Source organism: Antarctobacter jejuensis (assembly GCF_052266595.1).
Taxonomy (GTDB): domain Bacteria; phylum Pseudomonadota; class Alphaproteobacteria; order Rhodobacterales; family Rhodobacteraceae; genus Antarctobacter; species Antarctobacter jejuensis.
Map to the genome: position 1 here is coordinate 37756 of NZ_JBQQXJ010000016.1, position 17838 is coordinate 55593.

A 17838-nucleotide genomic window follows, 5' to 3' on the forward strand; every position below is an offset into this window, starting at 1 on the left:
TGGGCCGCAAAGGAGCCTGCCATGTACCCCTTCATTCGTCTTGCCCGAAACCTCTGGCTTGCCCGTCGCGCGCCGAAGCTGGGGGTGTTCGACACCCAGATCACCGAACATGTCTGCCTGCCTTGGGATCTGGACCCCTGGGTCGAGCTGAACAACGGCCGGACGCTGACGATCTATGACCTCGGGCGGATCCCGCTGGCGGTGCGCACCGGTCTGGTGGAGGTGCTGCGGCGCGAACGCTGGGGCCTGACCATCGCCGGATCGGTGGTGCGCTATCGGCGCCGGGTGCGGATGTGGGACCGGGTGACGATGCATTCGCGGGTTCTGGGCTGGGACAACCGGTTTCTCTATATCGATCAGTCGATGTGGCGCACGGACGGCGAATGCGCCAGCCATGCGGTGTTTCGCTCCGCCATCACCGACAAGGCCGGCATCGTCGCCACCGACCGGATTGCAGCCGCGCTGAATGTCGCGCCCGAAAGCCCGCCGCTGCCGGACTGGGTGCAGGACTGGATCGCGGCAGAGGCGGCGCGCCCCTGGCCACCGGCCAAATCGGGCTGACGGTGCGCCGCGTCCTATAGCCCCTTGCCACCCCCCTGCCCGGTCTGTTCTATCGCAGCATTCCGCGAAGGGGCCGGGCATGAAAGAACCGACAAGAAAGCAGCGCATCTGGGGCTGGATGTTCTTTGACTGGGCCCAACAGCCCTATGCCACCCTCGGCCTGACTTTCATCTTCGCCCCCTATTTCGCCGCTGTTGCCGCCGGGTATTTCACCGGGCAGGGCCACGATCCCGACAATGCAAAGGCCATCGCGCAAAGCCTGTGGTCCTCGGCCCAGACTGTAGCCGGGCTGTGCATCGCGTTTTCCGCGCCGCTCCTTGGGGCGTGGGCCGATGCGACCGGGCGCAAGCGTCCGTGGTTCTGGCTGTTCACGGTGATTGCCATTCTTTGCGCCGCCGCGATGTGGATCCTGGAGCCGGATGGCACCGGGCTATTGTTGGCGCTGGGGCTATTCTGGATCGGATTTGTCGCCAGCGAGTCCGCCTTCAACCTGAACAACGCCATCTTGCCCAGCCTTGGCACACCCGAGGAAGTCGGGCGCATCTCCGGTACGGCCACGGCTTTTGGCTATTGGGGCGGCGTGCTGTCGCTCTTCATCATGCTGCTGTTCTTTGCCGAGAACGAGACCGGCAAAACGCTGCTCGGCCTGTCGCCGCCGCTTGGCCTTGACCCCGAGGCGCGGGAGGGCACGCGGTTTGTCGGGCCTTTCATCGCGCTGTGGTTCGGGATCTTCCTGATCCCCTTCTTCCTGTGGAACCGGGACGATCCGCTGGCGCGGGCCAAGCCCGAAAGCGTGCGCCACGTGCTGGCTGATCTCTGGGCCTCAATCGTGGCGGTATCGCGACGCAAATCCTGCCGCAGCTTTCTGCTGTCCTCTCTGTTCTATCGCGACGCGCTGACGGCGCTTTATGCCTATGGCGGGGTCTATGCGACGCTGGTGCTGGACTGGAAGGTGACGCAGGTTGGCGTTTTCGGGATCATCGCGGCCATCGCGGCGGCGGTTCTCAGCTGGGTTGGGGGCATCGCGGACCACAAGTTCGGGCCGAAACCGGTGATCCGCATCTGTATCTGGGTTCTGATCCTTGTCGGCACGGTCATCGTGGGCATGTCGCGCGAAAGCCTGTTCGGGTTCCCGCTGGCCGAAGGGTCAAACCTGCCGGACATCATCTTTTACATCTGCGGCGCCACCATCGGCGGCGCGGGCGGCGCGCTGTATTCCGCATCCCGGTCCATGATGGTGCGTCATTGCAACCCCCTGCGCCCGGCGGAGGGATTTGGCCTCTTTGCTTTGGCAGGCAAGGCCACCGCCTTTCTGGCGCCCGCGCTGATCACCGTTTTCACCATTGCAACACAGTCGAACCAGCTGGGCTTTCTCCCGGTGATCGGGCTTTTCCTGCTGGGGCTGGTTCTGCTAATCTGGGTGCAACCATTGGGAGAAAGACCCGAATGATCCGCTTCCTTTTTGCCTTTACCCTCGCCCTGTCCCTGTCCGCCTGCGGCACCGGGGGAGGCCGTGATATTTCCGGAACCCGCAGCTATTCCGGCCCGCCACTGGACCCGGTGCTGTCCTCGAAAGAGGCCAAGCAGTTGTTCGGGGCCAAGCGTGACGGGACCGCACAATCCGCGCAGCCCCTTGGCGGCTATGCCAAGGGCTGTCTGGCCGGGGGTGTGCAACTGGCCGAAACCGGGCCCACGTGGCAAGCGATGCGGCTCAGCCGCAACCGCAACTGGGGCCACCCGGAACTGATCGACTACGTTCAGAAACTCAGCCGCAAGGCCGCGCAGCAACCGGGGTGGAACGGGCTATACCTTGGCGATTTCAGCCAGCCGCGCGGCGGGCCGATGCTGACCGGGCACCGCAGCCATCAGATCGGTCTGGACGCGGATATCTGGCTGCGCCCCGCCGATGACCTGAACCTGTCGGTCAAGGCGCGTGAGAATATCTCTTCGATCTCCCTGCGCCGCGCCTCTGGTGCCTATGTGAACGGCAAGTGGACGAAACAGCACCACGAGATCCTGAAGGCCGCCGCCAGCGATCCGCGCGTCGCCCGCATCTTTATCTTTCCCGGCGCCAAGGTGCAGATGTGCAAGGATGAAACAGGTGACCGCAGCTGGCTGCGCAAGGTGCGCCCATGGTGGGGCCACCACTATCATTTCCACGTGCGGCTGAACTGCCCCAGTGGCGCTGCGGGCTGTGTCAATCAGGCCGCCCCCCCGCCCGGAGACGGCTGCAAGGAGGCCGAGGAATGGGTGGATCGCATCCTGAACCCGCCGCCGCCGGACCCCAACGCCAAGCCCTCGCCGCCCCGGCGCGAGCTGACGCTGGGCGATCTGCCGCGGCAATGCGCTGACGTGCTCGCCGCGAACTGACAGCCAACTGATGTCGGTCTTTCCTATCCGCCTGCGGGCGCTGCTGGCATGCTGTGCCGCGCTGGTCGCTTGCGGACCGGAGGCAACGGACCCCGGTCCGCAAGCGGTGCAGGTCAGCCGCCTTGACTGGGTGTCCGATGTTCCGCATTTCGGCGGGTTTTCGGGGCTGGAACTGTCTCATGATGGCCGTGCCTTCATGGCGCTGGCGGATGACGGCGCGTTTATCCGGGGCATTCTGATCCGGACCGATGGCAAGCTGACCGCCATCGAACAGTCCCCGCGCGTCCCCTTGGTGGATGACGGCGGGGCCGGATTGCTCCATCCGCACACCGATGCCGAAGGTCTGGCGCTGGCGCGGGACGGCAGTTTCTACGTCTCTTTCGAGGCGTGGCACCGCGTCTGGCACTATCCGACACCGCAAAAAGCCGTGCCTTTGTCGACGCCCGGGGCCTTTAACAGCCTTGGCAGTAATTCGGGTCTGGAGGCCTTGGCGATCGACGCCGAGGGCAGGCTCTATACGCTCCCCGAAAGGTCCGGCCGACTGACGCAGCCCTTTCCGGTCTGGCGGCACGAGAACGGGCGCTGGCGCGAGGTATTCAGTATCTCGCGCAGCGGCGGGTTCAGCCCCGTCGGCGCGGATTTCGGCCCGGACGGGCGGCTATATCTGCTGGAGCGCAGCTTTTCCGGCTTCGCCTTTCGCTCTCGGGTGCGGCGGTTCACTCTGAGTGAAGACCGCGTCATCCGCGAAGAGACCCTGTTCCGCAGCCCCGCGCATCAGCACGGCAACCTCGAAGGTCTTTCTGTCTGGCGCGACGATGGCGGCGCGATCCGGCTGACGATGATCGCCGACAACAACTTCATCGGCATTCAGCGCAACGAAATCGTCGAATACCGCGTGATCGAGTGACCGGGGCCGGGCTTGACGGCCCCGCATCTGTTCCTGTAAGCGCGCCCAATCCGCTTCGGCGGGTCAAGTCCCCGCAACCTTGAAAAAACGGGTCACATCATGACACGCGCACATCTGCCCGGCATTCTTGCCATGGCGGCCATCGTTCTGGCCTCCAACATCCTCGTCCAGTTTCTGTTCGGCCAATGGCTGACCTGGGGGGCGTTCACCTATCCCTTGGCCTTTCTGGTCACCGACCTGATGAACCGCATCTACGGTCCGGCGGCCGCCCGCAAGGTGGTCTTTGCCGGTTTCGTCGTCGGCGTTGTCTGCTCTTTGATCGGGACGCAGATCATGCTGCAGGGGGATGGCTATACCTACCCGGCGGTGACGCTGCGCATTGCCATCGGCTCTGGCCTTGCCTTCTTGACCGCGCAACTGATGGATGTCGCGATCTTTGACCGCCTGCGGCAGGGGCGCTGGTGGCGCGCGCCGCTGGCCTCCACGCTGGTGGGTTCGACGCTGGACACCGCGATCTTTTTCACCATCGCCTTCTCGGCGCAGCTCATCTGGCTGGAACCGGGCAACGACGTCGGCTGGGCCAATGAAATCCTGCCGCTTCTGGGCGCAGGCCCCGAGGCCCCGCTGTGGATGTCGCTTGCCGTTGCGGACTGGATGGTCAAGCTGGGCCTCGCCCTGATCGCGCTGATCCCGTTCCGGATGATCGTTTCCTGGGCAAATCTGCAACGCACCCCGGCCTGAGACGCAAAAAAGACTTTGTGGTTGGCACGACCCGTGCCACCATCATCTTGCGTTTTCAACAGCTGAAAGGAGGTGATCCAGTGTCGAGAGAAGCATTGGAGAGAGGTGTCGGAACAGTTCGGGAGATGACGCCCTAGGGCAGCCCCTGGGCGCGTACAGCCCCCGAATTGGCGAGCCTAACCGGCCCCGCCTCCGTATTCTCGAAGGGCCGCTGATCTGGCGGCCCTTTTTAGTGCCTGACATTTGCCGAAACAGCCTACATTACGCCCCATGCTGCGGATCAACGATCACATCACCATCGAGGACTGGGAGCTGACCGAACAGTTCATCCGGGCCTCCGGTCCCGGCGGGCAGAACGTCAACAAGGTCTCTACTGCCGTCGAACTGCGGTTCGAGGCCGAGCGGTCCCCCAATCTGCCCGGTGCCGTCAAGACCCGCCTGCGCAAGCTGGCCGGACGGCGCTGGACCAAGGACGGCGCGGTGATCCTGCAGGTGGACGAGACCCGCAGCCAGGCCCGTAACCGTGAGATCGCGCGCCAGCGCCTTGCCGAACTGGTGCAGAAAGCCACGGAAAAGCCCAAGCGCCGCATTCCCACCAAGCCGACGCTGGGCTCCAAACGCCGCCGTCTGGAAACCAAGAAACAGCGCGGCGAGGTCAAGGCCCTGCGCGGCAAGATCGATCCCAAAGACTGAGGCGCACCCCGCCATTTTCAGCGTAACGCCCGCCTCAGACGGCCCGAGGACCCGGCCAAAGGCCGGGCCCGAGACACCCTGCGCGCGCAGCGCACATCTGGATTACGGGATCAGAAGCGTTCCAGCAGACGGTCGAGGTAATTGCGTTCTTCCTCGGGGCGGTTCAATTCGCCCGAGCGGCGGCGCAACTCGCCCAGCAGTTCCTCGGCCCGGCGATAGACATCCTTGCCCTGCAACAGCCCCTCATCGGTGCCGACACGGCCGGTGTTGCCCGTGTTTCGGCCCAGCGGATCGCGCTGTTCGCGCGGATCGCCGCCATCGGCAAAGCCCTGCTCTCCGGAGCGCTGCTGCTGTTGCTGCGCCAGCGCCTCGCCCAGATTGCGCATGCCTTCCCGCAGCGATTCCAGCGCGCGTGACTGTTCGTCGATCGCCTCGGCCAGATCTCCGTCCCGCAGCGCCCGTTCCGCCCCATCCATGGACCGTTCGGCATCGCGCAGAGCCTCGGCGGCGCGCTCACCCGGTTCTGTCCCCTGCCCCGGCAGGGCCTGACGCTGGCGGTTCAATTCGTCGCGCAGGGCGCGCTGACGTTCGGCAAGGCTGTCGGCCAGATCGCCGTCGCCATCCCCGCCCTGCCCCTGACCGGGCTCACGCCCGTCCTGACCCTGACCCTGTCCCGGATCACGCTGTCCGTCCTGTCCCTGCCCCGGCTGGCGCTGCCCCTGGTTCAGATCGCGGAACGCCTCGTCCGACAGGTCCTGCTGTTCGCGCAGGGTATCGGCCAGACCTTCCATCGCCTGTTCGCCGGGCGATTGCCCGCCGCCGCCCTGGCCTTGGGTGATCTGCATGTTCTCCAGCATTTCCTGCAGCTGGCGCATGGCCTCCGCGGCCTCGGCCATCCGGCCCTGCTCCATCAACTCCTGAATGCGGTCCATCATGCGCTGGATGTCGTCCTGCGACATCTGGATCATGTTCTGCGGATCGATGGGTTCCCCATCTTGCTGACCCTCACGGGCCTGCTGCTGCGCCAGTTGCCGCATGTAATCCTGCGTCGCCTCGCGCAATTCCTGCATCAGTTCGGCGATTTCCTGATCCGAGGCGCCATTCTTCATGGCCTCTTCCAGACGCTCCTGCGCGCGCTGCAAACGTTCCAGCGCGTCCTGCAGATCGCCTTCTTCCATCTCCAGCGCCAGATCCCACATCGCTTGCGCGATCTCGTCCTGCTTCTCGTCCGTGATGGCATCATAAGTCGCCAACACCTCGATCCGCTTCACCAGCTTGAGCAAGCGCATGTGTTGCACGTTCTTGCGGAACAGGTCGTCCGGCTCATTCATGACCGCCTTGAGCACCTGCACGATCATCGCGCCGTTGTCCCGGTTCCACAGCAGGGATTGCCGTTGTTCGATCAGCGCCGCCGCCACGGGGTCAAAGAACCGCCGTCCCGGCAGGTCCAGCGCCTGAGGCTCTGACAGGGCCCGCTGGCCGCGCGCATCCTCGACCTCCAGTTCCAGCCGCACCGGAAGGTTCGCCCAGGGGTGCAAAGAGAAATTGCCAACCAGGGATTCGGTGAAATCGCTGCGATCACCCGCCACCGGCATCGGCAACGGAACCTCGATCACCTGTCGTGGTTCGGGATCGATCACCCGGCCATATCGGCGGTCAACGGCGGCAAGGTCCAGCGAGAACCGCGCCTTGCCCATGACAACGCCGTGGTCATCCGTTGCGGTAAAGGGGATCTGCGTCTCGCCTTCGTAACTGGTCTCGATCTCGCCGTCGCGCTTGACGGTCGGTCCGCCGTCGGGGATCAGCGCAATCTGCCAGATCCGCCCGCCGGGACCATCCACCGCCAGTTCACCGGATTTCAGAACGGCGAAATCCTGCGCCGTGTCCTGCGCCGCCTCGGGCGTCAGATCGCGGCCCGACACGCTCTCGCGCACGCTCAGCGCGCCCACTTCGCCATACATGCGCAGGGTGATCTCCGCGCCTTCCGGCACATCCAGCGATGCGGCGGTGATGTCATTGAGATAGACAGAAGGCAGGCGCGTGTAGGCGGGCGGCTGCATCCAGCCCTCCCATGCCGGCCCCTGCGCAAGATCCGGACCACCGGCGCCCATGCCGGTCACCGATTGCACCCGCACGATGGACCCGAACAGAATCGCCACCGACAGCGCCAGCAGCGCCACGTAACGCAGCGCCAGCGGATCATTGCGCGATACCCGCAGATCCGGCTCCACCGCGCGCGCCTGCGCAAGCCGGGTTCGCATGCGTTTCTGATGCGCAACCCAGACCGCATGAGAGGCCTCGTCCCCTGCGCCGATGGCCTGCGTGTCCAGCGCCGCCTGTATAGGGTTGCCCCGCATCGTGCCGTCCAGCCGCAGGATCGCGGCCTCCCGGCTGGGCCAGCGGAACCGCCGCACCCCGTAGACCAGGGCCCAGACAGCGCCTGCGGCCAGAACGGCGCCCGCAGCCCAGACCCATTCCACCGCCACCTCGTCCTGAACGCCCAGCATCAACAGGGCCAGCGCAAAGATCGCGATGGACCACAACGGCCAGAAGGCGCGCGCCGCGCGCTCTGCCCCCATGCCCAGCCGGGTCAGCGCCAGCGGCCAGCGCAGGGTGCGAAAGATCTCGGGGATGTCGGTCCGGTTCGGGGCCATATCGCTCCTCGCAGGGTCGGTCTGCGAGGAGGATACCTCACAACCATTCAGGGATGGTATCGCGATTTATCATGTCGTCAAAGGACGGCCGTGCGCGGATAACCGCGAATTGATCACCCTGCACCAGCACTTCGGGGATCAGCGGGCGGCTGTTGTATTCGCTGGACATGACGGCACCATAGGCCCCGGCAGAGCGAAAAGCCACCAGATCACCGGCGTTCAGGGGCGGCATCAGCCGTCCCTTGGCAAAGGTGTCGCCGCTTTCGCAGACCGGCCCGACGATGTCATAGGGCATCAGTTCGGCTGCCGCCTCTGCCTCCTGAACGGGCACAATTTCGTGATGTGCCTCATACATGGCCGGTCGGATGAGGTCATTCATGGCGGCATCCAGAATCAGGAAATCGCGCCCCTCGCCGTTCTTGAGGTAGATGACCTCGCTCACCAGCAGTCCGGCATTGCCGATGATCAGCCGCCCCGGCTCGATCTCGACCTCGCAGCCCAGATGCCCGACCGTACGCTGGATCAGCGCGCCATAGTCCATCGGCAGCGGCGGCGCCTCGTTCGAGCGGGCATAGGGAATGCCCAGCCCGCCGCCCAGATCCAGCCGCGTGATCTCATGCCCATCGGCGCGCAGCGCCTCGGTCAGTTCGGCCACCTTGAGATAGGCCTGCTCGAACGGCTCCAGCTGCGTCAGCTGAGAGCCGATGTGCACGTCGATACCGACCACCTTCAGCCCCGGCAGGCGGGCCGCCTCGGCATAGACTTCGCGGGCGCGCGCAATCGGAATGCCGAACTTGTTCTCGCTCTTGCCGGTGGCGATCTTGGCATGGGTCTTGGCGTCCACGTCCGGGTTCACCCGCACGGTGATCGGCGCGACGGCCCCCATGGACGAGGCCACCTCAGAGATCACCCGCATCTCGGGCTCGCTCTCGACGTTGAACTGGCGGATGCCCCCCTCAAGAGCCCTGCGGATCTCTCCCCGCGTCTTGCCGACGCCGGAAAACACGATCCGTTCGCCCGGCACGCCCGCCGCCTTGGCCCGCGCGTATTCACCACCCGAGACCACGTCCATGCCCGCGCCTTCGGCCGCCAGCGTCTTCAGGATCGCCTGGTTCGAGGCCGCCTTCATCGCGTAGCAGACCAGATGCGGACCCCAGCTCAACGCCTCGTCGAACAGGCGGAAATGCCGGATCAGCGTGGCGCTGGAATAGACATAGAACGGCGTGCCCACGGCGGCCGCAATCTCGGCCACCGGCACATCTTCGGCAAAGAGCTGCCCGTCACGATAAAGAAAATGATCCATGACCGCGGCTTTAGCCGAGCCCATGCATTTGGGCCAGCCCCCAGTTGCGCCTTGCTGGCCGATCCGTGCGCACCCTCGGGCTTCTTCTCTTTGAAAATACCGCCGGGGGTGAATTGGCCGCAGGCCAAGAGGGGGCAGAGCCCCCTTTCACCATCTCTCACCCACGCGATGCCGATACGAACCGTAGGGCGGGGTTTACCCCGCCGCCCCGCCTTACCGGCAATAGGATCCGCCGCGATGGCGGCGCGTGTCGAAATGGAAATGATCCCGGTGATAGCCGTCAGACCCGGGGCCCAGAACGGTGCCAAAGACCTTGCAGGCCGCCTTGCGCATCTTGCTCAGCGCCGTACCGTTCTTGCCGCGGCCCCAGTCCTGCAGGACGGTGATCTCGGATCCGTCGGCCAGAAGGAACCCGGAAATATCGATCGCCTTGCCGCGCCCGTGTTCGGAAATCGGCGCGCCCGGCTGGTTGTTGCGCGTACGGCAGGAATAATGCGCCGCAACCCGCAGCCCGTCCAGCCCGCCACCGCGCCGGCCAACGGCCGGTTTAGCGGATTTGTTCACCCAACTCTTCAGCGCCTTGGCTGTCGGGCAGTCGATCATCGCGCCCTGCGTCAGCCGCACGCCCGATACCGATTGCAACCGCACCGCGTTCTCGATCCCGCAGCCATTCAGCTTGCCCGGCACGCGCCCCACGACCTCACCGGCCAGCGCCGGATCGCCACATAGCCCGCCGTCGTCGCTGGAACTGGCAAAGGCATTGCCAAGGTATCCCCGCACCCCGTCCAGACTGTCCGCTGCGCGCTCTCGCGCGCCGCAGGAGCCCAGGATCAGAAAACAGCAGACACCCAGAGCAAGCTTTTTCACCGATGTACCTTCACGCGGCCAAAGTCCGGTTCATTGGTATCCTGACCGGCCTCCAGAATGCCACGCCGGATGGCCCGGGTATGGGTGAAATAGGCATGAAGCTGCTCACCATCGCCGGTGCGGATGGCGCGTTGCAGCGCAAACAGCTCTTCCGTGAACCGGCCAAGGATTTCCAGCGTCGCGTCCTTGTTGGTCAGGAAGACGTCGCGCCACATGGTCGGATCGCTGGCGGCAATCCGGGTGAAATCCCGGAAACCGGCGGCGGAAAACTTGATGACTTCCTGATCGGAGACACGGCGCAAATCGTCGGCCACACCCACCATCGTATAGGCGATCAGGTGTGGCACATGGCTGACCACCGCACACACAAGGTCATGGTGCTCGGGCTCCATCACCTCTGTATTCGCGCCCAGCGCCTGCCAGTAGTCCTGCATCCGCGCCACGGCTTCTGGGTCGCTGCCCTCAACCGGGACGATCAGGCACCAGCGGTTGTCATAGAGCGAGTCGAACCCCGCCTCCGGTCCGGAATGCTCTGTCCCGGCCATCGGGTGACAGGGAACGAAATGCACACCTTCGGGGATATGCGGGCCAACCTCTTCGATCACCGTGCGCTTGACCGATCCGACGTCGATCACCGTGGCCCCCGGTTTCAGATGCGGCGCAATCTCCGCGGCGATGCGGCCCATGACCCCCACGGGCGTCGCCAGAACCACCAGATCCGCGTCCTTCACCGCCTCGATGGCGCTGTCGCAGACCTCATCGCACATGCCGATCCGCCGCGCCGTGTCGCGTGTTGCATCGGAACGCGCATAGCCCGAAACATGCCCGGCGACGTTGCCGCGTTTCATCGCCCAGTACATCGATGAGGCGATCAGACCCAGCCCGATCAGGGCAACCTTTTCGTAGATCACGCTCATCGCGCGCCCGCCTTGAACAGCCCGATGTTATGCGCCACCTGACGGCAGGACGGTTCATCCCCCACGGTGATCCGCAGGCAGTTCGGCAGGTTGTAGCCCGCCACCCGCCGCACGATCAGCCCCTGGCTTTGCAGGTACAGGTCACAGGCCTCGGCCTCGGCCTGATCGGCAAAACGCGCCAGAACAAAGTTCGCGGTCGAGGTGTCGCAAGGCACGCCATGTTCGGCCAGCGCCTCGCACAGCCAGTGCCGCATCCGCGCATTTTCGGTACGGCACTTTTCGATATAGGCACTGTCGCGCACCGCCGCCTCTGCCGCGGCCAGCGCAACATTGGACAGGTTGAACGGCCCACGCACCCGGTTCAGCACGTCGATGACCTCCTTGGGGGCATAGCCCCAGCCGACGCGCATCCCGCCCAACCCATAGATCTTTGAGAACGTCCGGGTCATCACCACGTTGTCGCGATGTTCGACCAGCTTGGCGCCGCCATCGTAACCGTCGACATACTCGGCATAGGCCCCGTCCAGCACCAGCAGGCATTCCTTGGGCAGCCCCTCGGCCAGCCGCTCGATCTCGGCCAGTCCGATCATCGTGCCGGTGGGGTTGTTGGGATTGGCGATGAACACCAGCCGCGTGCGATCCGTACAGCCGGCCAGCAGCGCATCCACATCCGTCACCCGTTCCCGCTCTTTCACCTCGACCGGGGTGGCCCCGGCGGCCAGCGCGCTGATCCGGTACATGGAAAACCCGTGTTCGGTGAACAGCACCTCCGTCCCCGGCCCGGCATAGGCCTGACAGAGAAAGGTGATGATCTCATCCGAGCCGACGCCGCAGATGATCCGCTCCATGTCCAGATCATAGACCTCGGCAATCGCGCCACGCAGACCGGCGTGATCCGTCGAAGGATAGCGATGCAGCCCGTGTATGGTGCGCTTCACCGCTTCCTGCGCGGCAGGGCTCGGCCCGAACGGGTTCTCGTTCGAGCTCAGCTTGACCACATTGGTCACGCCCTCCACATGCGCCTTGCCGCCCACGTAGAGCGCAATATCCATGATACCCGGCTGTGGCTTGATCGCTGTCATTCGGTCCTCCTGACGACACCTGTGCATAGCGCTGCACCCGCCTGTAGAAAAGGCACAAACGGGTTCCAATCCACGTCGTTCAAGTTACGCTTGCACCAATAGGTTTTTCCGGAGTCGATTTATGAGAACGCTGTTTGCCATATTCGTCGCCCTCAATCTTCTTCTGGTTTTTCTTCTGATGATCCATTTCGGGGTCTTTGCCCCGCGCGTCGCCCTGCATATCGCCGCCGCCCCGCAACATCGCGCAGTGGCGCCGCTGATCACCGAATGGGCCGAGGACAACAAGGCCGATATCCGGATCACATGGCTGTCCCCGCCCGAGATTTCGCAGGCGCTGACCAAGGGACCGGAGACAGAGTTTGACGCGGTCTGGCCGGACAGTTCCCTGTGGATCGCGCTTGGCGATAGCGATGAGGTCGTGCAGCATCAAGCCTCCGTCTACCGCTCTCCCGTGATCCTTGGTCTGCGCATGTCCACCGTGATCGGGCAGGGCTGGATCGGGCGGAGTGACTTCACCCTGTCGGAAATCGCCGAGGCGGCAAAGGAGGACAAGTTCCGCCTGACGATGCCCGCGCCCACCCAATCCGGGGCGGGGGCGATGGCCTACCTCAGCCTGCTGCGCGCCTTTTCAGAAGACCCCGAACCGCTGACGCCAGAGCACCTGACAAGGGCCAAAACGCTGGACGAGACGCGCGCCCTGCTGGCGCAGATGGACCGCGCGCCTGCAAGTGACGCGGCCTTGGCAGAGGCCCTTGTGGCGAATTACAGCGCCTATGACGGGCTGTTCACGACCGAGGCGCAGGTGATCCAGACCAGTCAGCGATTGGCCGCGCAGGGCGATGAACCCCTCTATGCGCTCTACCCCTCGGGCGGCATGTCCGTCACCGACAGCCCCCTGGGATTCATACCCAAGGGGGATGAGGCCAGGGAGGCCAAGTTCCTGGACCTGCAAGCCTTTCTCGCCTCGGATGAGATGCAGGAACACCTCGTGGCATTGGGCTATCGGGCCGGGCCGGACGGACCGGATGCGGAAACCGTGGATGTCACCGTCTGGAACCCGACCTGGGGCCTAGATGCTGCCGCCCGTTTCGCAGCCACAGCCCCGCCCCCTTCCCCAGTGATCCAAGAGGCCCTGCGTCTGTACCAGACCGAGTTGCGCAAACCTGCGCTGACCGTCTGGGTCATGGATGTGTCAAACGCGATGGACGGCACGCCGATGCAGGCGCTCAAGGCCTCTGCCGACGCCCTTTTCGATCCCCCCGCTGCCCATGAGACCCTGCCGCAACCGGATAGCCGGGATGTGACCATCCTGCTGCCGTTCAACCACAACATCCGTGATCCCATCATTATCGAAGGCGGCAACCCGACCGCCACGGACCGCGCCAGACGCCTGATCGCCGCGCTGGACGCGGACGGCGGAACGGACGTCTACTACGCCCTCTATGAGGCGTTCGAAGCGCTCCGCCCCTATGTCCAGGACGGAACCCTGACCGACTACCGGCCCGCGATCATCGTCCTGACGGCCGGGCCTTCGGACAGCGAAAACCGCATTCCCCTGCTCGCGCATATCGCGGAAACGCCCTACACAAAGGACATCCCCATCCACACAATCGCCCTTGGCGCGGCGGATCAAGACCAGTTGTCGGAACTCGGCAAATTGTCCTCCGGACAGGTGTTTCGGGCCGGGGATGACCTGTCCCGCACCCTGCAGATGGCAAAAGGCGGCAACTGACGGCGGGATTTCAGATCATCCCCGCGGCTCCCAGCGTCTGCCCCTGTTGCGGGGCGTCGCCGCCGACAATCCCGCCGTGCTGAAGATGCGGGCGGCGCTGGAACGCTTTGCCGGGTTTGCCACAGGTCAGTGACCGCGCCATGCTCAAACGGCGCGGACAAATCCCCTGTCCGCGCCGGTCAGACGACGACTTCCAGCGCTTCCTGATCGCCGACGCCAAAGACCCGCTTGTAGCGCGTGATCTGGTCCTCAGGACCCATCGCCTTGTTCGGGTTGTCCGACAGTTTGACGGTGGGTTTTCCATCGGCGCTGACCGCCTTGCAGACCAGTGAAAACGGTGCCAGCCGGTCATCCGGGGTCAGCCCGCGGAAATCATTGGTCAACAAGGTGCCCCAGCCAAAGGAAACCCGCACGCGACCGGCAAACTGTTGATACAGCTCCACGATCTTGGTCTCATCCAGCCCGTCGGAAAAGATCACCAACTTGTCGCGCGGATCCTCGCCACGGCTTTTCCACCAGTTGATGGCCACCTCTGCCCCGGTCGCGGGATCGCCGGAATCGATGCGGATGCCGGTCCATCCCGCCAGCCAATCCGGCGCGCGTTTCAGGAAACCCTCGGTGCCATAGGTGTCGGGCAGGATGATCCGCAGGTTGCCTTCGTGCTCTTCCTGCCAGTCGGCCAGCACGTCATAGGGGGCCCGCGCCAGCGCCTCATCCCCCTCGGCCAGGGCCGCGTAGACCATCGGCAGTTCATGCGCATTGGTGCCGATCGCCTCCAGATCGCGGTTCTTGGCGATCAGGCAATTCGACGTCCCGACAAAACTGCCGCCCAGCCCCTCCAGCATGGCCTGCACGCACCAGTCCTGCCAAAGGAAAGAGTGCCGCCGCCGGGTGCCGAAATCCGCGATCCGCAATTCGGGGATCTGGCGCAGATGCTCGACCTTCTGCCACAGCTTGGTCATCGCGCGCGCATAGAGCACCTGCAATTCGAACCGCCCCATGTCGTGCAGCACCGCGCGCCCGCGCAGTTCCATCAGCACGGCCAAAGCCGGGATTTCCCACAGCATCACCTCGGGCCAGTTGCCCTCGAAGGTCAGTTCGTACTGATCGCCGACCCGCTCAAGATGATAGGGCGGCAGTCGCAGGTTCTCGAACCACTGCATGAAGTCAGAGCGGAACATCTGCCGTTTGCCGTAAAACGTGTTGCCGCGCAGCCAAGTGCTTTCACCGCGCGCAAGCGACAGGGACCGGATGTGATCCAACTGCTCGCGCAACTCGCCTTCGTCGATCAGCTTGGCCAGCGGCACATGCTTGGACCGGTTGATCAGCGAGAACGTCACCTGCGTGTCCCGCTTGTTGCGGAAAACCGACTGGCACATCAGCAGCTTGTAGAAATCGGTGTCGATCAGGGACCGAACGATCGGGTCGATCTTCCACTTGTGGTTCCAGACCCGGGTCGCAATATCAACCATGGAAGTTTGCTCCTTCTGGACCGAGAAGTGCTTCGCGCAGTTCGGGGTACATGACCCAGACGAAAAAACCGGTGTCAGGTCGCGGTTCGCCTCCTTCTGCAAGCACAGCCGTCGGTGCGTCCTTGTCTCCCGATCGCCTTGGCGGCGGCGTGACCCCGATGGCCTCGGCTATGATCCGGCCAGCTTTGCCATATATGGCGTTCGCGGTCTCGAAATTCGCATACCCACCGATGTCTGCAATCTCACCTGCCGTAAGACCCCGTTCCCCCGCCTTGGCATGTGCCACCAGCATGGCCTCTTGCACGCTGCTTAGCTTCGCGACCACCAAAGCTTCCTGAAATTCTTCCACCGTCGGCACGAGGAAGTCAGCATCAAGAGATTCCCTTCGCTTTGCCCGGCGATTGGCCGTCAGATCGTCCACGGTCACCTTCAAGCGTTTCAACGCGGCCTCGGGATCGGATCCGTCCACCTCCACGATCACGCCGGGACGCCGGGCGTCCCTCAGAAACGCGCGGGCCACTGCCTTGCCTTCGACGATTCCAGCTTTGAGCGTATACTTGCCATAATCCACGACAATCGGCTTCATGTCAGCGTCACCCCCGCGGAAGCCATCCCGTTCAGCGCCGCCTTCAGCGATCCGTCAAGGTCGATGGCGCGGCACAGATCCTGCCGGACCGTCACCTTGAACCCCAGTTTCGCCGCATCCACCGCCGAGAAATTCACGCAAAAATCCGTCGCCAGACCAACCAGTGTCACCTCATCGACGCCGCGCGTGCGCAGATAGCCCTCCAGCCCGGTCGGCGTCTTGTGGTCATTCTCGAAAAAGGCGGAATAGCTGTCGATGGCCGGGTTGTACCCCTTGCGGATGATCAGGTCCGCGCGGTCGGCCTCCAGTTCCATGTGGAAATGCGCACCGGGAGAGCCCTGAATGCAGTGGTCCGGCCACAGCACCTGCGGGCCGTAGGGCATCTCGATCAGGTCGAACGGGTTTTTCCCCTCATGCGAAGAGGCAAAGGACGAATGCCCCGCCGGGTGCCAGTCCTGCGTCAGCACCACCGCGTCAAACTCGGTCATCAGCGCGTTGATCGGCTGGACGATCTCATCGCCCTGCGCCACCGCCAGCGCGCCGCCGGGGCAGAAGTCATTCTGAACGTCGATCACGATTAGCGCGTGCATGAGGTCATCTCCCTGTCGTCGAGGCCGAGCATAGTGGCCGCATTTCGGAATTGAAATGCCGCGCAGGCCCTGTTAGGTCGCCGCCCTTCCAGACAGGAGTTTCGCGATATGGCACGGCTAGGCGTGGATTTCGGCACGTCCAACACGGGTGCGGCGGTAATGGCCGGCGGGCGGCCCTATGCGATCCCGCTGGAACCGGGGATGCAGACGCTACCCACGGCGGTTTTCGTCGATTTCGCCGACCGCCGTTACGTCTATGGCAGCGCCGCCGCCCGCGCGATGATGGACGGGGCCGAGGGCCGGTTCATGCGCGCGCTCAAGAGCATCCTTGGCACCCCGCTTGCGCGCGAACCGCGCCGCCTGCTGAATGAGCGGGTCAGCCTGATCGAGGTCATCGCCCGCTTCCTGACTGAAATCCGCACCCGGGCAGAGGCGCACACCGGCCTGACCTTTGACACTGCGCTGTCGGGCCGCCCGGTGCGGTTTCACTCGGCCTCTGCCGAGCGCAATGCACAGGCATTGGAGGATCTGACAGAGGCCTACCGCCTTGCCGGGTTCCGCTCCGTCGATTTCCTGCCAGAGCCAGAGGCCGCCGCGCTGGCCGTGGACGGACAGGGGCGGATGCTGATCGTCGACATCGGCGGCGGCACTTCGGACTTTACCCTCTGTGACCGCAAGGACGGGCGGACGCAGGTTCTGGCCAGTGGCGGCATCCGTCTGGGCGGCACCGATTTCGACAAGGTGCTCAGCCTTGCGCACGCCATGCCCCTTTTGGGCTACGGCGCGCAGATCGGTGCCGAAATGGGGGCCAAGACCCACGCCGCGCCGCGCGCGCTGTTTCACGACCTTGCCAGCTGGGAAAAGATCCCCTTCGTCTATGACGGCGCGATGCTGCGCGAGGTGCAGCGCTGGATCCGCCTGTCGCCGCAGCCAGAGCTGTTCGAACGGCTGGCCGATGTGCTGGAATCGCATCTCGGCCATGACATCGCCTACGCGGTCGAGGCCGGAAAGATCGCCGCCAACGGGGCGGAGGCCGGAACCATCTCATTGGGCGTGATCGAACGCGGGCTGGACGTGACCCTGCCGCGCACCGCGCTGATGGCCGCCCTGCAGACGCATGGCGAAGAGATCGCCGCCTGTGCTTTGGACACGATCCGGGACGCCGGTTGCACGCCCGACAGCGTCGATCAGGTGGTCTATGTCGGCGGGTCCAGCCTGCTGGCGGCCGTCCGTCAGGCGATGACCCGCGCTCTGCCCGATGCGCAACCCGTGGACAGCGAGGTCTTCACCGCCGTTGTGCACGGCCTTGCCATTGCGGCAGAATAGCCGCTGGACGCCCGCAAACCGCATCCGTATCGAAAGC

Annotated in this window: 16 protein-coding genes; 8 read left to right on the top strand and 8 right to left on the bottom strand. The window is 64.5% G+C overall.

Annotated features, from left to right (window positions below; genetic code table 11):
- The first annotated feature begins 21 nt into the window (after positions 1 to 21).
- The 6 genes from ACTXGA_RS19395 (at position 22) to arfB (ending at position 5272) form a co-directional block, all read left to right on the top strand.
- The gene (locus ACTXGA_RS19395) at positions 22 to 561 is read left to right on the top strand and encodes an acyl-CoA thioesterase (RefSeq protein WP_443396265.1); all 540 of its coding nucleotides are present in this window, start codon (positions 22 to 24) and stop codon (positions 559 to 561) included.
- Entirely contained in the window at positions 467 to 2011 is a 1545-nt protein-coding gene (locus ACTXGA_RS19400) for an MFS transporter (protein WP_443396266.1), read from the top strand. The genes ACTXGA_RS19395 and ACTXGA_RS19400 overlap by 95 nt, the downstream gene beginning before the upstream one ends.
- Positions 2008 to 2931, top strand: a complete 924-nt coding sequence (gene mepA / locus ACTXGA_RS19405) for a penicillin-insensitive murein endopeptidase (protein ID WP_443396267.1) — start codon at positions 2008 to 2010, stop codon at positions 2929 to 2931. The genes ACTXGA_RS19400 and mepA overlap by 4 nt, the downstream gene beginning before the upstream one ends.
- 10 nt (positions 2932 to 2941) lie before the next feature.
- Positions 2942 to 3838, top strand: coding sequence for an esterase-like activity of phytase family protein (locus ACTXGA_RS19410; RefSeq protein ID WP_443396268.1), 897 nt, complete (start codon positions 2942 to 2944; stop codon positions 3836 to 3838).
- 99 nt (positions 3839 to 3937) lie between these two features.
- On the top strand, positions 3938 to 4579 hold the full coding sequence (locus ACTXGA_RS19415) for a queuosine precursor transporter (RefSeq protein WP_443396269.1): 642 nt from the start codon (positions 3938 to 3940) through the stop codon (positions 4577 to 4579).
- A 270-nt stretch (positions 4580 to 4849) separates the two neighbouring features.
- Positions 4850 to 5272, top strand: coding sequence for an alternative ribosome rescue aminoacyl-tRNA hydrolase ArfB (gene arfB, locus ACTXGA_RS19420; RefSeq protein ID WP_443396270.1), 423 nt, complete (start codon positions 4850 to 4852; stop codon positions 5270 to 5272).
- A 110-nt stretch (positions 5273 to 5382) separates the two neighbouring features.
- Here arfB and ACTXGA_RS19425 read toward each other — a convergent pair whose 3' ends face one another.
- The 5 genes from ACTXGA_RS19425 to hisC all read right to left on the bottom strand — a co-directional run bounded on the left by ACTXGA_RS19425 (position 5383) and on the right by hisC (position 12095).
- Complete coding sequence (locus tag ACTXGA_RS19425) at positions 5383 to 7926, bottom strand: DUF4175 domain-containing protein (protein ID WP_443396271.1); 2544 nt, start codon at positions 7924 to 7926, stop codon at positions 5383 to 5385.
- A 37-nt stretch (positions 7927 to 7963) separates the two neighbouring features.
- Positions 7964 to 9229 carry a diaminopimelate decarboxylase gene (lysA, locus tag ACTXGA_RS19430; RefSeq protein ID WP_443396272.1) on the bottom strand — a complete coding sequence of 422 codons (1266 nt, stop codon included), beginning with the start codon at positions 9227 to 9229 and terminating at the stop codon, positions 7964 to 7966.
- 213 nt (positions 9230 to 9442) lie between these two features.
- Positions 9443 to 10096: an extensin-like domain-containing protein gene (locus ACTXGA_RS19435; protein ID WP_443396273.1), complete on the bottom strand. Its 654-nt coding sequence runs from the start codon at positions 10094 to 10096 to the stop codon at positions 9443 to 9445.
- Positions 10093 to 11013 (bottom strand): prephenate/arogenate dehydrogenase family protein, encoded by a 921-nt coding sequence (locus ACTXGA_RS19440; RefSeq protein ID WP_443396274.1) that lies wholly within the window; start codon positions 11011 to 11013, stop codon positions 10093 to 10095. The genes ACTXGA_RS19435 and ACTXGA_RS19440 overlap by 4 nt, the downstream gene beginning before the upstream one ends.
- Positions 11010 to 12095, bottom strand: coding sequence for a histidinol-phosphate transaminase (hisC, locus tag ACTXGA_RS19445; protein WP_443396275.1), 1086 nt, complete (start codon positions 12093 to 12095; stop codon positions 11010 to 11012). Before hisC ends, ACTXGA_RS19440 begins: the two co-directional genes overlap by 4 nt.
- Positions 12096 to 12216: 121 nt before the next feature.
- On the opposite strand from hisC, the gene ACTXGA_RS19450 reads away from it, so the two are divergent.
- The gene (locus tag ACTXGA_RS19450) at positions 12217 to 13827 is read left to right on the top strand and encodes a substrate-binding domain-containing protein (RefSeq protein WP_443396276.1); all 1611 of its coding nucleotides are present in this window, start codon (positions 12217 to 12219) and stop codon (positions 13825 to 13827) included.
- 179 nt (positions 13828 to 14006) lie between these two features.
- Here ACTXGA_RS19450 and pncB read toward each other — a convergent pair whose 3' ends face one another.
- Genes pncB through pncA form a run of 3 tightly spaced genes read right to left on the bottom strand, consistent with a single transcriptional unit; the run spans position 14007 to position 16475 of the window.
- The gene (pncB, locus tag ACTXGA_RS19455) at positions 14007 to 15299 is read right to left on the bottom strand and encodes a nicotinate phosphoribosyltransferase (protein ID WP_443396277.1); all 1293 of its coding nucleotides are present in this window, start codon (positions 15297 to 15299) and stop codon (positions 14007 to 14009) included.
- Entirely contained in the window at positions 15292 to 15885 is a 594-nt protein-coding gene (locus tag ACTXGA_RS19460; RefSeq protein WP_443396278.1) for a hypothetical protein, read from the bottom strand. The genes pncB and ACTXGA_RS19460 overlap by 8 nt, the downstream gene beginning before the upstream one ends.
- Complete coding sequence (gene pncA / locus ACTXGA_RS19465) at positions 15882 to 16475, bottom strand: bifunctional nicotinamidase/pyrazinamidase (protein ID WP_443396279.1); 594 nt, start codon at positions 16473 to 16475, stop codon at positions 15882 to 15884. The genes ACTXGA_RS19460 and pncA overlap by 4 nt, the downstream gene beginning before the upstream one ends.
- A 108-nt stretch (positions 16476 to 16583) precedes the next feature.
- Between pncA and ACTXGA_RS19470 the strand changes: the two genes are divergently transcribed.
- Positions 16584 to 17801 (top strand): Hsp70 family protein, encoded by a 1218-nt coding sequence (locus ACTXGA_RS19470; protein ID WP_443396280.1) that lies wholly within the window; start codon positions 16584 to 16586, stop codon positions 17799 to 17801.
- Positions 17802 to 17838: the final 37 nt, after the last annotated feature.

Excerpts from the sequence above, each read along its gene's own strand:
- ACTXGA_RS19395 (WP_443396265.1), top strand. The coding sequence starts at position 22 with ATGTACCCCTTCATTCGTCTTGCCCGAAACCTCTGGCTTGCCCGTCGC.
- ACTXGA_RS19400 (WP_443396266.1), top strand. The coding sequence starts at position 467 with ATGTCGCGCCCGAAAGCCCGCCGCTGCCGGACTGGGTGCAGGACTGGA.
- mepA (WP_443396267.1), top strand. The coding sequence starts at position 2,008 with ATGATCCGCTTCCTTTTTGCCTTTACCCTCGCCCTGTCCCTGTCCGCC.
- ACTXGA_RS19410 (WP_443396268.1), top strand. The coding sequence starts at position 2,942 with ATGTCGGTCTTTCCTATCCGCCTGCGGGCGCTGCTGGCATGCTGTGCC.
- ACTXGA_RS19415 (WP_443396269.1), top strand. The coding sequence starts at position 3,938 with ATGACACGCGCACATCTGCCCGGCATTCTTGCCATGGCGGCCATCGTT.
- arfB (WP_443396270.1), top strand. The coding sequence starts at position 4,850 with ATGCTGCGGATCAACGATCACATCACCATCGAGGACTGGGAGCTGACC.
- ACTXGA_RS19425 (WP_443396271.1), bottom strand. The coding sequence starts at position 7,926 with ATGGCCCCGAACCGGACCGACATCCCCGAGATCTTTCGCACCCTGCGC.
- lysA (WP_443396272.1), bottom strand. The coding sequence starts at position 9,229 with ATGGATCATTTTCTTTATCGTGACGGGCAGCTCTTTGCCGAAGATGTG.
- ACTXGA_RS19440 (WP_443396274.1), bottom strand. The coding sequence starts at position 11,013 with ATGAGCGTGATCTACGAAAAGGTTGCCCTGATCGGGCTGGGTCTGATC.
- hisC (WP_443396275.1), bottom strand. The coding sequence starts at position 12,095 with ATGACAGCGATCAAGCCACAGCCGGGTATCATGGATATTGCGCTCTAC.
- ACTXGA_RS19450 (WP_443396276.1), top strand. The coding sequence starts at position 12,217 with ATGAGAACGCTGTTTGCCATATTCGTCGCCCTCAATCTTCTTCTGGTT.
- pncB (WP_443396277.1), bottom strand. The coding sequence starts at position 15,299 with ATGGTTGATATTGCGACCCGGGTCTGGAACCACAAGTGGAAGATCGAC.
- ACTXGA_RS19460 (WP_443396278.1), bottom strand. The coding sequence starts at position 15,885 with ATGAAGCCGATTGTCGTGGATTATGGCAAGTATACGCTCAAAGCTGGA.
- pncA (WP_443396279.1), bottom strand. The coding sequence starts at position 16,475 with ATGCACGCGCTAATCGTGATCGACGTTCAGAATGACTTCTGCCCCGGC.
- ACTXGA_RS19470 (WP_443396280.1), top strand. The coding sequence starts at position 16,584 with ATGGCACGGCTAGGCGTGGATTTCGGCACGTCCAACACGGGTGCGGCG.